Consider the following 13,853-nt stretch of genomic DNA (forward strand, 5'->3'; position numbering starts at 1 on the left):
GAAGCGCCGCAGGCGCGGACGGCGGCCGGGACGGCGCTCCGGTGCGGCGCTTCGGCAAGGTCATCAGACTGCGGCCGGAGCACCGGGAGGAGTACCTGCGGCTGCATGCCGAGGCATGGCCGGAGGTGCTGGCGACGATCACCGCCTGCAACCTCCGCAACTACTCGATCTATCTCCAGGGCGAGTTGCTGTTCTCCTACGTCGAGTACGTCGGCGAGGACTACGCCGCCGACATGGCCCGGATGGCCGCCGACCCGGTGACCCGGGAGTGGTGGCGGCGCACCGACCCCTGCCAGGAGCAGACCGAGGATGCCGTACCGGGGGAGTGGTGGACGCCGATGCGGGAGGTCTTCCACCACGACTGACCCCGGATCCCGGGCGGCTCCGCTCAGGTGGGCGTTCGCAGCAGCTGTCCGGCCAGCCGCGTGAGGTCGTCGGCCCGCAGGACCGTGTCGCCGAACCCGGGCAGCGGGACGTGCAGGGGGCGTATCCAGCGGTCCGGGATCGCGGCCGCTCCGTGGACCGCGCCGGCGAGCCCGCCGGTGACCGCGGCGACGGTGTCGGTGTCCCCGCCGAGGTCGATCGCGGCGCCCAGCGCGTCGGCGAAGCAGCTGGTGGTGCGCAGGGCCCAGAGCGCGGATCCCAGGCACGGCCAGACAGCGCCGTTGAACTCGGTGGCCGCCGCCGGGTGCCAGTCGGGCGCCAGGACGACCGCCCAGCGCGCACGGTGGTCGGGGTGGACGGCGGCGAGCGCGTCGGGCACCGCGGCGAGCGGATCCCCGCCGTCGAGGGCGACGCGGAGCAGTTCGTGGAAGAGGGCACTGCCCTCCCATGCCGCAGGGTCGCCGTGGGTCAGCGCGGCCAGTCGGCGGGCGGCGTCCATGGTCGCGGCGGTGCCCTGCCGGGCGAAGTACACGGCGGGCGGGGCCGCGCGCATCAGGGCGCCGTTGCCGGCCGCACGCGCGTTGGCCGCGAAGTGCGCGTCCGCGGCGCGGTTCCAGGGCAGTCCGCTGCCGAGGACGGCTTCGGTCTGCAGCCCGATGTCCTTCGGCTCGGCCGCGGCCCAGCGTTGGAAGCGGGCGAAGACATCGGGAAGGTCGAGTCCGCCGCGCTCCAGCAGGGATCGGGCGGTGAGCAACGCCATCTGTGTGTCGTCCGTGGCCTCGCCGAGATCCCAGCCGCCGCCCGGGTGCATCTCGCCGCGCCCGTCCGGGAAGCGAGCCGTGTAGCAGCCGGCCGGACCGAATTCGAAGGGCGCCCCGAGCGCGTCGCCGACGGCGGAGCCCAAGACGGCGCCGATCGCCCGTTCGTCACGGTCCATTGGTCCCCCCGAATGGCTTCGTGTGTGTGGGCCACAGGCTATCGGCCGCGTGGGCGCGCGGTGTGCCCCTCGTGCCGGGTGCCGGGTGAGCGGACGAAGCCGTTCCGCGGGTGGCGCCCCGTCAGGTCGTCGCTGAGAGGGGTCCGGAGCCCGTACCGGGGGCGGCGGCCGACCGTAGGTACGGCCCGCCACCACCCGAACTGCCGTCATGCGCGGGCGGGTTCACCGGTGGCTGCGCGTCGCCGTTCCCGCATCCGCAGACCACCGCGAAGGACGAGGAAGAGCAGCACACCGATGGGGGAGAGGAGCACGGTCAGGAGCAGCAGCGGCCCCATCACCAGGGGGTGGATGCCCAGGGTGCGGGCCTCGCGGTACATCCACTGGCCCAGGAACAGGTCCCAGGCGATGACCTGGGCCCAGATGGCACCGGCGCCGCCGCCCAGTGCCATCAGCTCCTGGAATCCGGCCAGATCGGGGCTGCGGACAGCTGCCCACAGCTGCGGGAACACCGGGAGGGCCAACGCGAGATAGACGGCGATGACCGGCACCATCGGGAGCGGGGAGGCGGCGATCCGGTCGGTCCACCGCCGGCCCGGGGCGAGGATCAGCAGTGCCCAGAACGGCGCCGCCAGGTAGAAGGCCAGGTCGAAGAGGGTGCGGTCGCTCATGTCTATTCCTTGGAGAGAGGCGGGAGCAGGGCGGCGTCGCCGGTTGTCGCGGGGCGCCGCAGGGCCGAGTACGTTCCGGCCGCGGTGGCCACGGCGATGGCACCGAGGGCGCCGAGCGTCGCCGCGTCGGGGTGGATCAGTGGCTGACCGCGCAGCGCCTGCCAGGTCACGAGGGCGACCACGGCGCCGACGCACCCAGCTGCGACCTGCACCAGCCGCAGTCGTACCCGCTCGTCCCGCAGCCGGGTGAAGCGTCCGGCCAGCGTCTCGATCGCGTAAAGGAACAGCGGGAGCGCCTGGAGTGCATGCATGCCGAGGAAGTGCGGGATGCGCAGATCGCCGCCGGTGGTGCTCCAGCCGGTGAGCGGCATGGCAGGACCGCCGTCCGGGACGCCCACGCTGTGGGCGCCGATGACGGTGCCGAGATCGCCCCCGGCCTGCTGCTCCGGTGTGGGCCCCACCATCAGGCCGCCGAGCAGCAGGCCCGCCAGCGCGATCAGCAGGCCGAGCCGGATCGCCTGATCGGTCGCCCGGTCGCCGAGTCGCGCTCGCCACAGGATGACCGCGATGACGAAGGTGGCCACCCACAGGACCGCGATGGTGATGCCCATGACGCTGAACAGGAGCTGGTCCAGCGGGGTTTCGACGTTGAAGTGGCTGCGGCGGCCGCGCAGTGCCTGTACCGCGATGATGCCCATTTCCGTCAGCCCGGAGACGACGACGGCGTGCGCGGCCCACCGCCCGGTCCGGCTCGCGGTGGTCTGCCGGGACAGCATCCAGGCGAGGGTGAGTCCGTAGACGGCGAAGGACACGGCGAACTTGAACGGCTTCAACCAGATCGGCGCGCCGACCAGGATCCGGTCGTCGACGATCAGGCCGACCGCGAAGGCGACGGCGAGCGCCGCCATCCCCCAGGAGAAGGCGAGCAGCGAACGGTATCTGGACATGAGGATCCCCCTACAGAATGGATAGTGGCGCTTACCGCTATCTGATAGCGGAACTATCTATGATGGGGAGGTGATTGGCAAGGCCGGGAAGCGCGGGGGCGCCCGGGAGTACGAGGAGCCGGACGCGGGTCCGGGACGGAAGAGGCGGCAGATGCGCATCGGGGAACTGAGCCGGGCCACGGGCGTGGCGGTCCCGACGATCAAGTACTACGTGCGCGAGGGGCTGTTGCCCCCGGGCCGGCTGACCAGCCCGAACCAGGCGAGCTACGACGACACGCACACCCGCAGGCTGCGGCTGATCCGCGGGCTGATGGACGTCGGAGGGCTCTCGGTGTCGGCCGTGCGCGAGGTGCTGGCCGCCGTGGACTCACCGGAGGAGCCGGTGCACAAGGTGCTGGGCGCGGCGCAGCACGCCATCACGCCGGTCTCCGCGGGTGAGCCGGAGGGGCTGGCGGAGGCCAGGCACACGGTCACCGAGCTGGTGCGGCGGCGGGGTTGGCGGGTGGGGCCGGATCATCCGTCCGTCGAGACCGTCGCCGTCGCGCTGGCGACCTTCCGCGGCATCGGCCACGGTGCGTTCGAGGAGGTGCTGGACGACTACGCCGACGCGTGCGAGCAGATCGCTGCCGCGGACCTCGACTTCGTGGGACGGCACGTGGAGGTGGACGGCATCGTGGAAGGCGTGGTGGTGGGGACCGTTCTGGGGGACGCGGTGCTCAGCGCGATGCGCCGGCTCGCGCACGTGGACAGCTCGGCCCGCAGATACGACGAGGGCGCCCCCGGCGCGTCCGGCGGTCCGGACACGCCTGCGTGACGGGCGCCCTCGTACGGGTGTTGACGGTTGGCGGCGCGGGTCAGGAAGCGACCGCCGGGACGGACTCCTGCTCGGACTCCACCTGCTGGTTCCAGTCCTGCTTGGATGCCTGCCAGCCGTCCTCGTCGTGGCCGGAGCGCCAGTAGCCGGAGATCGAGAGGTCCTCGCGGGGGATGCCCCGCTCGACCCGCAGCAGCCGGCGCAGCTCCTTCACGAAACCCGCCTCGCCGTGCACGAACGCCTGCACCCGGCCGGCCGGGAAGTCCAACGCCCTTACGGCCGCGACGAGTTCACGGCCCACCGGGGCGCCGTCGCGGTGCAGCCAGGTGATCTCCGCGCCGGCCGGAACGGTGAGTTCCTGGCGCTCCTCCGGGCCGGCCACCTCGATGAAGGCGTGCACCCGCGCGCCCTCGGGCATCCGGGCCAGGGAGGCCGCGATGGCCGGGAGCGCGCTCTCGTCGCCCGCCAGCAGATGCCAGTCGGCGCCGGCCTCGGGGAGGTAGGCGCCGCCGGGGCCGAGGAAGTAGATCTCCTCGCCCGGCTTCGCCGCCGCCGCCCACGGCCCGGCCAGCCCCTCGTCGCCGTGCACCACGAAGTCGACGGTCAGTTCGCGGGCCTCGGCATCCCAGGAGCGCACCGTGTACGTGCGGGTCCTGGGCCACTGGTCGCGCGGGAAGTCGGCGCGGATCCCGGCCATGTCGAACGGCTCGGGGTAGCTGACGCCGGGCAGCGGAAAGACCAGCTTGACGTAGTGGTCGGAGTAGTCGCCCGCCGCGAACTCCACGAGCCCTTCGCCGCCGAGCACCACCCGGACCATGTGCGGGGTGAGCTGCTCGGTGCGCAGCACCCGCCCTTGGTGCAGTGCGGGCTTCTTGCGGGCCGGACGGTCTGCTGCCACGGCATTCTCCCCAGGGCGCGTCGGTTAATTAGGTATACCTAACCTAACAGCTCATCGCCGGAGGGTGAGGAGCAGTCGATGCAAAGATCCACCCAAGCCCCACTGTGCGGCCAGTGCGTCCAGGCGCTCGGGATCGGCCGGTTCCGAGGGCAGTGCGGGGTCGGTGTCGTCCGGCACCGGCACATCGGTGGCCACCTTCACGACCGTCGGGGCGACCGCGAGGTAGGGACGCGCCTCGACGAGCCGCTTGCGCTGTGCGGGCGTCACCTTCGATGACGGGTCCTCGGCCGCGGCGATGATGCCCGCCAGGTCCCCGTACGCGTCCAGCAGCTTGGCCGCGGTCTTCTCGCCGATCCCCGGCACGCCCGGCAGGCCGTCGCTGGGATCGCCGCGCAGCAGGGCCAGATCGACGTAGCCCGGTCCGTCCACGCCGTACTTCTCCCGCAGTAGCGCCTCGTCGGTGATCTGGAGGGTGCCGACGCCCTTGAGCGGATAGAGGATGCGGATACCGCGCCGGTCGTCGATCAGCTGGAAGAGGTCGCGGTCGCCGGTGACGATGTCCACCGGGCCCGGCGCCCGGCCCGCCAGTGTGCCGATGACGTCGTCGGCCTCGTAGCCCGCGGCCCCGATGCGGGCGATGCCGAGGGCGTCGAGCACGTCCTCGATGATCGGCACCTGCGGCGAGAGAGTGTCCGGAATCTCTTCCTCGTCCGGCTCCGGAGAGCCCTCGGGGGCCTCCTCGGCGACCCGGTGCGCCTTGTAGGACGGGATCAGGTCGACCCGCCACTGGGGGCGCCAGTCGAAGTCCATGCAGGCCACGAGGTCGTCGGGGTGGTGGTCCTGGACGAGCCGGGCGATGAAGTCCAGCAGGCCGCGCACCGCGTTGACCGGGGTGCCGTCCGGGGCCCTGACCGATTCCGGTACGCCGAAGTAGGCGCGGAAGTAGAGCGAGGCGGTGTCGAGAAGCATCAGGCGTCGAGTCACATCCCGCATGATGCCGTACACCCCAAACGTCAACACGATGTGACCTGGAACACGGATGGGTTTGAGCCGATCACGCCAGGGCAGGCGCGCAGCCGGAGCGAACCCGGTATGAATTTCAACTTTTCCACCGGTAAAGGCGGGCCGAACCCGTCTCGCTCCACGACCTGCCTGCGGGGGTGGCAGGTCGTTCCCGTTCGACAAGAGAGGTTCATGTGTCCAGGCTGCAAGCCGAGCACCTGTACAAAGTGTTCGGCAGACGACCCGAGGACGCGGTGCGACGGCTCGAGGACGGCGCGAGCCGCGACGATCTGCGGGCCGAAGGCACCACCGCCGCAGTCATCGACGCGTCGATCGAGGTGGACGAAGGCCAGATCTTCGTCGTCATGGGCCTGTCGGGGTCCGGCAAGTCCACGCTGCTGCGCACCCTCAACGGGCTGCTTGAGCCGACCGCCGGGACCGTCCGGTTCGACGGCCAGGACCTGACCTCGCTCAGCGACAAGGAACTGCGCAAGGTCCGTTCCGAGAAGATCTCCATGGTCTTCCAGCACTTCGCGCTCTTCCCGCACCGCAGTGTGCTGGAGAACGCCGCCTACGGCCTCGAAGTCCAGGGCGTTCCCCGCGCCGAGCGGACCCGGCGCGCCACCGAGGCACTGGAGCTGACCGGCCTGAAGGGCTGGGAGAAGTCCTGGCCCGACGAGCTCTCCGGCGGTATGCAGCAGCGCGTGGGCCTCGCCCGCGCCCTGGCCACCGACGCCGATCTGCTGCTGATGGACGAGTCCTTCAGCGCGCTCGACCCGCTGATCCGCCGCGATATGCAGGACCAGCTGCTGGAGCTGCAGAAGAGCCTCAAGAAGACCATCGTCTTCATCACCCACGACCTCAACGAGGCGATGCGCCTCGGCGACCGGATCGCCGTCATGCGCGACGGCCGGATCGTGCAGGTCGGCAGTGCCGAGGACATCCTGGTCACGCCCGCCAACGACTATGTCGCCTCCTTCACCCAGGACGTGGACCGCACCCGGGTGCTGACCGCCGGCGCGATCATGACCGAGGTCGACACCGTGCTGGGCGAGAAGTTCGCCGACGCCGAGGAGTTCCGCGCCGCGGCGCCCGCCACGGTCCGGCTCGACACCCCCCTCGTCGAGCTGTTCACCCCCTGCTCCACCAGCTCCGTTCCGGTCGCGGTGACCGACGACGCGGGCAAGCTCGTCGGCGCCGTTCCGGCCGGCCGGCTGCTCGCCGTCCTCGGTGAGCCCGCGCCGCAGGACAGCCTCCCGGCCGTGCCCGCGCAGGCCGACGCCGTCGACCCCAAGACGCCGGCCGGCCACCAGGACGCCACCGTGAGCAAGCAGGACGCCACCGTGAGCCCGGAGGCCGATGGCGCCTCCGATGACAATCAGCCCGAGGACAAGGTGATCACCGGTGCCTAGAGTTCAGATAGGCAGCTGGGTCAGCGCCGCCGTCGACTGGCTGCGCGACAACCTCGCCTGGCTCTTCGACTTCGTCACCAGCGTGCTCACCACGCTCTACAACGCGATCCACACGGTCCTCGCCGGACCCGAGCCGCTGATCCTCGCGGGCATTCTCGCGGTGATCGCCTGGTGGCTGCGCGGACTGCCGGCCGCCCTGCTCACCTTCGTCGGCTTCGCCCTGATCGATTCGATCGAGCAGTGGGGCGAGACGGTGTCGTCGCTGTCCCTGGTGCTGGTGGCCTGCCTCATCACCGTCGCGGTCGCCATCCCGCTCGGCATCCTGGCGGCCCGCAGCCGCGTCGTCGGCGGCGCGCTGCGTCCGGTCCTCGACCTGATGCAGACGATGCCGGCGATGGTCTACCTCATCCCCGGCATCCTCTTCTTCGGCCTCGGTGTCGTCCCCGGCATCGTGTCGACGATCGTCTTCTCCATGCCGCCCGCCGTCCGCATGACGGAGCTGGGCATCCGGCAGGTCGACGAGGAACTGGTCGAGGCCGCGGAGGCGTTCGGTACCCACCCGCGCCGCACCCTCTTCCGGGTGCAGCTGCCGCTCGCGCTGCCGACGATCATGGCCGGTATCAACCAGGTCATCATGCTGGCGCTGTCCATGGTCGTCATCGCGGGCATGGTCGGCGGCGGCGGACTGGGCGGCTCGGTCTACAACTCGATCAGCTCCGTCGATGTGGCGCTGGGTGCCGAGGCCGGTCTCGCGGTCGTCATCCTCGCCATGTACCTGGACCGGATGACCGGTGCGCTCAACCAGCGGGTCTCCCCGCTGGGCCGCCGCGCGCTGGCCAAGGCGCAGGCCGCACTCGGCGGGCTGAAGTTCCTCCAGTGGAAGCCCGCCACCTCGGTGGCGATGGTCGGTGTGGTCGTGCTCGCGCTGCTCGCCGGCGGCATGGGCTTCCTCGGCAAGGACGGCGGCGCGAAGGGCACCACGGACGGCAACGGCCGGCCGGTCAGCCTGGGCTACGTCAACTGGGACGAGGGCAAGGCCACCACGTACCTGTGGAAGGAAATCCTCGAACAGCGTGGCTACAAGCCCAAGGTCCAGGCCCTGGAGGCCGGTCCGCTCTTCGCCGGCCAGGCCCGTGGCGACATCGACGTCCAGAGCAACGCCTGGCTGCCGACGACCCACGCGTCGTACTGGAAGAAGTACCAGGACAAGCTGGAGGACCTCGGCACCTGGTACGACAAGACCTCCCTGGAGATCGCGGTCCCGTCCTACATGAAGGACGTCAAGACCCTGGACGACCTCAAGGGCAAGTCGGGCGAGCTGGGCGGCAAGATCACCGGCATCGAGCCGGGCGCCGGCGAGATGAAGATCCTCAAGGACAAGGTCCTCAAGGACTACGGTCTGGACAGCGAGTACAAGGTGGTGGAGTCCTCCACCTCCTCGATGCTCAGCGAGCTGGACCGCAAGATCCACGAGAAGAAGCCGATCGCCGTCACGCTGTGGTCCCCGCACTGGGCGTACGACAAGTACAAGCTGACCAAGCTCAAGGACCCCAAGGGCTCCTTCGGCGCGAGTGACAGCCTGCACATGCTCGGCCGCAAGGGCTTCGCGAAGGACGAGCCGCAGGTCGCCAAGTGGATGAAGAACTTCCACATGGACGAGAAGCAGCTCACCAGCCTGGAGAACGAGATCAAGAAGGCCGGCGTCGGCCACGAGCAGGACGGTGTGCGCGCCTGGCTCAAGCAGCACCCGGGGCTGGTCGACAAGATCGCCCCGTCCGCCAACGCCGCCTACGCCAAGGGCAAGGACGCGGGCAAGGCCCCGAACATCGGCTACCCGGCGTGGGACGAGGGCATCGCCACCACGTACCTGTGGAAGAACGTCCTGGAGAAGCGCGGCTACAAGCCCCGCATCCGCAATCTCGATGTCGGCCCCATGTGGACGGGCCTGTCCACCGGCCAGATCGATGTGGAGACCGACGCCTGGCTGCCGGTCGCGCAGAAGCAGTACTGGGACAAGTACAAGAAGGATCTCGTCGACGTCGGGCCCTGGTACGACAAGACGTCCCTGGAGATCTCGGTGCCGTCCTACGTCAAGGGTGTGAAGACCCTCGACGATCTGCGCAAGCACAAGGACGAGTTCAAGGGCAAGATCATCGGCATCGAGCCGGGCACCGGCGAGATGAAGCGCCTCAAGAGCGTCGTGGCACCCGAGTACGGCTTCGACGACTTCCAGGTCACCGAGGCCGGCACCAGCGCGATGCTCGCCGAGCTGGACCGGGCCTACGCCAACAAGGAGCCCATCGCGGTCGTGCTGTGGTCCCCCCACTGGGCGTACAGCAAGTACAAGCTCACCAAGCTCGCCGACCCCAAGGGCACCTGGGGCGCGAACAACCAGATCAAGACGATCGGCAACAAGAGCTTCCCGAAGAAGTTCCCGGAGTTCAACGGCTGGTTGAAGAACTGGAAGATGAGCCCCGACCAGCTCGGCAGCCTGGAGAAGGCGATCCAGGACGCCGGCAAGGGCAACGAGGACAAGGGTGTCGAGAAGTGGATCGACGCCCACCCGGGCATCGTCGACAAGATGGCACCGGTGAAGTAACCGCCGCATCGCGCACCCCGTACCCCGGGCGCGCATCGCGGCACGGCGAGCCCCGCCTCCGGCAGCAGACCGGAGGCGGGGCTCGCCGCTTGCGTGCGGACGGTGTGTCCACCGGCACACGGTCCCGCGGGTCAGGGGGCCGACGGCAGGTCAGGTTCCCGGCGGGGCGGGGGCATCCGTCCGGGAGCGTGTGCCGCGGGCGTAGGCGCGGCCGATCGGTTCGGAGCTCAGACCGTGCAGCACGATGCTGATCATGACGGTCATCACCATCACCCGGACCAGGAAATCACCGCTGTGATGAGGCAATTCGTCGACCGCGAGAAGCCCGAAGACGATCGAGGTCACACCCCTGGGGCCCAGCCATCCCAGGAACAGCTTGTCCGGCAGCGACAACCCCGTTCGCGCGAGCACGAGCAGTACCGGGAGCGTACGCACCAGGGTGACGGCGACCAGCGCGTAGAGGATCACCGAGAGGTGGAAGCCGTCCCAGAACTCGTCGTTCACCAGCTGCCCGAACACGAACCACAGCGCGAGGGACAGCAGTGCGGCCAGGTCGTCGGTCATGTTCCCCGCGCCCGCCGGGAGGTGGTGCATCGCCGGTGCGATGCAGACGCCGGCGACGAAGGCCGCGACGAACCCGTTGCCGTCGGCCGCGGACGACAGCGTGAAGGCGGCCACGGGAACGGCCAGGACGCCGAGCCGCGTCGCCGACAGCTCCGTCCAGCCCTTCGCCCAGGAACGGCGCAGCAGCCACCCGGCCCCGTAGCCGATGACCGACCCGACGCCGACGGCCCAGGCCGCGGAGCCGACCGCGTCCAGCAGCGCCTCGGCGTAATCGGCGCTCGCGGTGCGGGATTCGACCGCGGCGGCGATGAACAGGAGGAACACCGGCGAGATGATCCCGTGGTTCAGGCCCCCCTCGACATTGAGGACCTCGCGCAGCCGCGCCGGGATCCTCTTGTCCCGTACGACGGCGGAGGTGGGCGCCAGGTCCATGGGCACGACGACCGTCGCCAGGACCGCAAGGATCCATCCGGGCCGCTCGGGGAAGAAGGCGTAGGCGGTCAGGAAGGCGACGCCGAGGGCCAGCGGCAGCGCGCCGCCGAGGAGACGGATGACGAGCCCCTTCTCCCTTTTGATGACCCCTTTGGGGACCTCCGTGGCGTCGATGAACAGAAGCAGCGCCAGCACGACCTCCACCGCGTGCTCGAAGTCGGGGGTGTCGAGGTCGAATTCCAGCGGGGGATGTGCACCGCTGGTCAGGGCGATACCGGCCGCCATCATGGCGATCGGGGCGGTGATGCTCCATCGCGCCAGCCGGCGCGAGAGGACGACCCAGATGAACAGAATGCCCGCGATGACGGTGAAGGCAAGCATGGCTTCCTGCGCTTTCCGGCTGGGCACCCTTTCCCGATGTGCGCAGCTTAGGACGGGTCCCGGGGCCCGCCGGGAGGAGCGCGCCGGTGGGCCGCGAGTCGAAGCTGTCCGGCGTCCTCGAAGGGCGGAGGTGGACGGACCTGCCCGTTGCGGGGCGGGGCCGCGGCCGTCCCGGCGCCGACGCCGGCCGGGACGCGGGCGGGTCGCTCGGATGGAGCACGGAGCCCACCGACCGGCGGCGCCCGCGTCGCGCCGCCCCCCGAGCGGTGGTGTGCTCCTGGGGTGCCGGTCATCCCTCGCGACCGCCGCGGCCGCGGCCGGCGCAGGAGACGACCGTGAACCCTGCGCGCATATCCGCAGTCGCCCTGATCGGCGCCGTCGCCCTCGCCGCCGCCGCGCCGCAGGCGTCGGCGCAGGTCGATCCGGATCCGATGGCGGCCGGTCAGCGGGTGACGGTCTCCGACGGCAAGAGATGCGACGCGGCCGGCGGTGCCAGGGCGGATTCGAAGCTCTTCGGCTCGGTGGTCCTCCGGCCGGGCGAGCGCGGGATGGCCGCGGAGGCCATGGCCGCCGTGGGCGCCGCACCGGGCCGCTACCAGGTCACCATCGTGTGCGGAGCGGGCGGCGAACGCTTCACCGAGACCGTCTCCGTGCGCGGGGGCCGGGTCGACGGGGTGAACGCGAGCCAGGCGGCGGGCGGCCTGGCCCTGCTCGCGCTGGCCGGCGCCGCCGCCTACCTGCTCCGCCGCAGCGTCAACGCCCGCTCCTGACCGGCGACTTCGGCTGCCGGGCCGCACGGCGGCGGTGACCTGCGGCCGTGCCGGGCCCGGCAGCGGACGCGTACGGTGGAGTGATGTCCTCTCGCGGCGCCGTCCGGCGCGTGGTCTCCCTGGTCCCCTCGCTCACCGAGGCGGTCGCCGTCTGCGCCCCCGAACTGCTGGTCGGCGCCACCGACTGGTGCACGCACCCCGCCGGACTCGACGTCACCCACATCGGCGGGACGAAGAACCCCGACACCGCCCGGATCATCGCCCTGGCCCCCGACCTCGTGATCGCCAACGAGGAGGAGAACCGCCCGCAGGACATCGCCGCGCTGCGCTCCGCCGGCGTGGCGGTCCAGGTCACCGAGATCCGGACACTGGACGAGGCGCTGCGCGAGCTGACCCGGGTGCTGGTGGACGGCTGCGGTCTGCCCCGGCCGGACTGGCTGGACGCGGCGGAGGCCGCCTGGCGCGATCTGCCGCTCCGACGGCCGGAGTCGGGGGCCGTGGTGCCGATCTGGCGGCGGCCGTGGATGGTGCTGGGCCGGGACACCTTCGCCGGCGACCTCCTCGCGCGGCTCGGCGTACGCAACCTCTACGGCCGGCACGCCGAGCGCTATCCGCGGGTCCCCGTCGAGGAGTTGAACAGCCGGGGGGCGGATCTCGTGGTGCTGCCGGACGAGCCGTACCTTTTCACCGCCGACGACGGCCCCGAGGCGTTCCCCGGTCTCCCGGCCGCGCTCGTCAGCGGGCGCCACCTCACCTGGTACGGCCCGTCGCTGGTCACCGCCCCGGCCGTCCTGACGGCTGCGCTCGCAGCGGCACGGTGAGCGCGCCGGCCGTCAGCGCGCCGGCGGCTGCGGAGGGGCGAGGAGCCGGCCGCGCGCGAGGCCGAGGACGGTGCGGGTGCCCGTCACCGCCACGGCCGTCACCAGAACGGCGAACAGCGCGGTCGCGAGCCAGCCGAAGGCGGCCACACCGGTGTGCCCGGCCAGGCCCGCGGCGCCGGTGACGCAGGTGCCGATGGGGAAGGTGAAGCCCCACCAGGTCATGGCGAACGGCATGCCGGCGCGGAACGCGCGCACCACCATCGCGGTGGCCAGGGCCAGCCACAGCAGTGCGAAGCCCATCACCGGGACGCCGTAGAGCACCGAGAAGGCTCCCATCGCCTGCGCCATGGACGGATCCACCGCCCCGGGAGCGGCGTCGGCGAGGTGGGCGACGGCGGTGGTGGACTGGCCCAGCGGTCCGAGGACGAGGAACAGTGCCGGGGTCAGGGTGAGCGGCAGCGGGCCGTGCCGGAACAGCCGCGCCACCACGAGCGGCAGCACGACCAGCGTCGCGAGCAGCGACATCCCGAACATCGCCAAGCAGCCCAGCAGCATCACCCGCTGCCACTGCCCCGGCGGCAGCGCCGGCACCAGGGCCGGGCCGAGCGCGGCCGAGACCATGGGGGCGACCAGCGGCAGCAGCCACACCGGTGAGGCGCTGTCGGCCGTGATGCGGTGCCGGGTCACCATCAGGTAGGGGACGGTCACCGCGGCGGCCAGGCCGGCGGCCGTGCCCACGCTCCACAGGACCACGTCGACGGCGAGCGCCGCACGGTGGCCGATGACACCGGGGCCGACCGCGAGCGCACCGCCGCCGACGGCGAGCAGCGCCATCGCGAGGCAGCCGTAGAACGGCGCGACCGCCGGATCCAGCAGATGGCGCCGGGCCTGGTCGCCGTGGCGTATCCAGTGCACGGTACGGGCGCCCAGCAGCGTCACCAGCATCAGCGCGGACAGGACCCAGACGGCTTCCCAGACGGTGCGCAGGCCGGGGCCGGTGAACGGCAGGGCCGCGCCCGCACTGGCGACGATCGAGGTGCCCATCACGGCGGCGTACCAGTTCGGCCCGAGGTGACGGAGCGAGGAGGCGCGCTCGGTGGCGCCGTGGTCGGGGGCGGCCGAGGGCCGCGAAGGTGCTTGCGCGAGGAGTGCCATGCATCTCAGCGTCCTCGCTCCTGTCGGCCGCCACCAGGGATGTCGTGTCTATGAGGGCATAAGCTGGGG

The 13,853-nt window shown here is 71.3% G+C and carries 13 protein-coding genes; 6 read left to right on the forward strand and 7 right to left on the reverse strand.

Going from position 1 to position 13,853, the window contains the following annotated elements:
* The first annotated feature begins 41 nt into the window (after window positions 1-41).
* Entirely contained in the window at window positions 42-365 is a 324-nt protein-coding gene (locus QOM21_RS29360; protein ID WP_407555898.1) for an L-rhamnose mutarotase, read from the forward strand.
* Between the two features lie 23 nt (window positions 366-388).
* Here QOM21_RS29360 and QOM21_RS29365 read toward each other — a convergent pair whose 3' ends face one another.
* The 3 genes from QOM21_RS29365 to QOM21_RS29375 all read right to left on the reverse strand — a co-directional run bounded on the left by QOM21_RS29365 (window position 389) and on the right by QOM21_RS29375 (window position 2,897).
* Entirely contained in the window at window positions 389-1,321 is a 933-nt protein-coding gene (locus tag QOM21_RS29365; protein WP_407554024.1) for an ADP-ribosylglycohydrolase family protein, read from the reverse strand.
* Between the two features lie 206 nt (window positions 1,322-1,527).
* A complete protein-coding gene (locus tag QOM21_RS29370; protein ID WP_407554025.1) occupies window positions 1,528-1,989 on the reverse strand; it encodes an ABA4-like family protein in 462 nt (153 codons plus the stop codon).
* Window positions 1,990-1,991: 2 nt separating this feature from the next.
* Window positions 1,992-2,897 (reverse strand): hypothetical protein, encoded by a 906-nt coding sequence (locus QOM21_RS29375; protein WP_407555899.1) that lies wholly within the window; start codon window positions 2,895-2,897, stop codon window positions 1,992-1,994.
* Window positions 2,898-3,087: 190 nt separating this feature from the next.
* Between QOM21_RS29375 and QOM21_RS29380 the strand changes: the two genes are divergently transcribed.
* Window positions 3,088-3,750: a MerR family transcriptional regulator gene (locus QOM21_RS29380; protein ID WP_407555901.1), complete on the forward strand. Its 663-nt coding sequence runs from the start codon at window positions 3,088-3,090 to the stop codon at window positions 3,748-3,750.
* Window positions 3,751-3,790: 40 nt separating this feature from the next.
* Here the strand turns inward: QOM21_RS29380 and QOM21_RS29385 are convergent, their stop codons facing one another.
* Both QOM21_RS29385 and QOM21_RS29390 read right to left on the reverse strand, forming a co-directional pair.
* Window positions 3,791-4,648, reverse strand: a complete 858-nt coding sequence (locus tag QOM21_RS29385) for a siderophore-interacting protein (protein ID WP_407554026.1) — start codon at window positions 4,646-4,648, stop codon at window positions 3,791-3,793.
* A gap of 51 nt (window positions 4,649-4,699) precedes the next feature.
* Window positions 4,700-5,617, reverse strand: coding sequence for a 5'-3' exonuclease H3TH domain-containing protein (locus tag QOM21_RS29390; RefSeq protein WP_407555903.1), 918 nt, complete (start codon window positions 5,615-5,617; stop codon window positions 4,700-4,702).
* A 227-nt stretch (window positions 5,618-5,844) separates the two neighbouring features.
* Here QOM21_RS29390 and QOM21_RS29395 point away from each other — a divergent pair, with 227 nt between their 5' ends.
* Window positions 5,845-7,062 carry a glycine betaine/L-proline ABC transporter ATP-binding protein gene (locus QOM21_RS29395; RefSeq protein WP_407554027.1) on the forward strand — a complete coding sequence of 406 codons (1,218 nt, stop codon included), beginning with the start codon at window positions 5,845-5,847 and terminating at the stop codon, window positions 7,060-7,062.
* Window positions 7,055-9,661 (forward strand): ABC transporter permease/substrate binding protein, encoded by a 2,607-nt coding sequence (locus tag QOM21_RS29400; protein WP_407554028.1) that lies wholly within the window; start codon window positions 7,055-7,057, stop codon window positions 9,659-9,661. Before QOM21_RS29395 ends, QOM21_RS29400 begins: the two co-directional genes overlap by 8 nt.
* Window positions 9,662-9,811: 150 nt before the next feature.
* Here the strand turns inward: QOM21_RS29400 and QOM21_RS29405 are convergent, their stop codons facing one another.
* Entirely contained in the window at window positions 9,812-11,038 is a 1,227-nt protein-coding gene (locus QOM21_RS29405) for a cation:proton antiporter (RefSeq protein ID WP_407554029.1), read from the reverse strand.
* Window positions 11,039-11,373: 335 nt separating this feature from the next.
* Between QOM21_RS29405 and QOM21_RS29410 the strand changes: the two genes are divergently transcribed.
* On the forward strand, window positions 11,374-11,808 hold the full coding sequence (locus QOM21_RS29410) for a hypothetical protein (protein WP_407554030.1): 435 nt from the start codon (window positions 11,374-11,376) through the stop codon (window positions 11,806-11,808).
* Window positions 11,809-11,891: 83 nt separating this feature from the next.
* A complete protein-coding gene (locus tag QOM21_RS29415; RefSeq protein WP_407554031.1) occupies window positions 11,892-12,629 on the forward strand; it encodes a helical backbone metal receptor in 738 nt (245 codons plus the stop codon).
* 12 nt (window positions 12,630-12,641) lie between these two features.
* On the opposite strand, the gene QOM21_RS29420 is transcribed toward QOM21_RS29415, so the two are convergent.
* Window positions 12,642-13,784: a TDT family transporter gene (locus QOM21_RS29420; RefSeq protein WP_407554032.1), complete on the reverse strand. Its 1,143-nt coding sequence runs from the start codon at window positions 13,782-13,784 to the stop codon at window positions 12,642-12,644.
* Between the last annotated feature and the right edge of the window lie 69 nt (window positions 13,785-13,853).

This window comes from Streptomyces sp. Pv4-95 (assembly GCF_045782725.1).
GTDB lineage: Bacteria > Actinomycetota > Actinomycetes > Streptomycetales > Streptomycetaceae > Streptomyces.

Coding starts and splice junctions, on each gene's coding strand:
- QOM21_RS29365 (WP_407554024.1), bottom strand. CDS start 1,321: ATGGACCGTGACGAACGGGCGATCGGCGCCGTCTTGGGCTCCGCCGTC.
- QOM21_RS29370 (WP_407554025.1), bottom strand. CDS start 1,989: ATGAGCGACCGCACCCTCTTCGACCTGGCCTTCTACCTGGCGGCGCCG.
- QOM21_RS29375 (WP_407555899.1), bottom strand. CDS start 2,897: ATGGCGGCGCTCGCCGTCGCCTTCGCGGTCGGCCTGATCGTCGACGAC.
- QOM21_RS29380 (WP_407555901.1), top strand. CDS start 3,088: ATGCGCATCGGGGAACTGAGCCGGGCCACGGGCGTGGCGGTCCCGACG.
- QOM21_RS29390 (WP_407555903.1), bottom strand. CDS start 5,617: ATGCTTCTCGACACCGCCTCGCTCTACTTCCGCGCCTACTTCGGCGTA.
- QOM21_RS29405 (WP_407554029.1), bottom strand. CDS start 11,038: ATGCTTGCCTTCACCGTCATCGCGGGCATTCTGTTCATCTGGGTCGTC.
- QOM21_RS29415 (WP_407554031.1), top strand. CDS start 11,892: ATGTCCTCTCGCGGCGCCGTCCGGCGCGTGGTCTCCCTGGTCCCCTCG.
- QOM21_RS29420 (WP_407554032.1), bottom strand. CDS start 13,784: ATGGCACTCCTCGCGCAAGCACCTTCGCGGCCCTCGGCCGCCCCCGAC.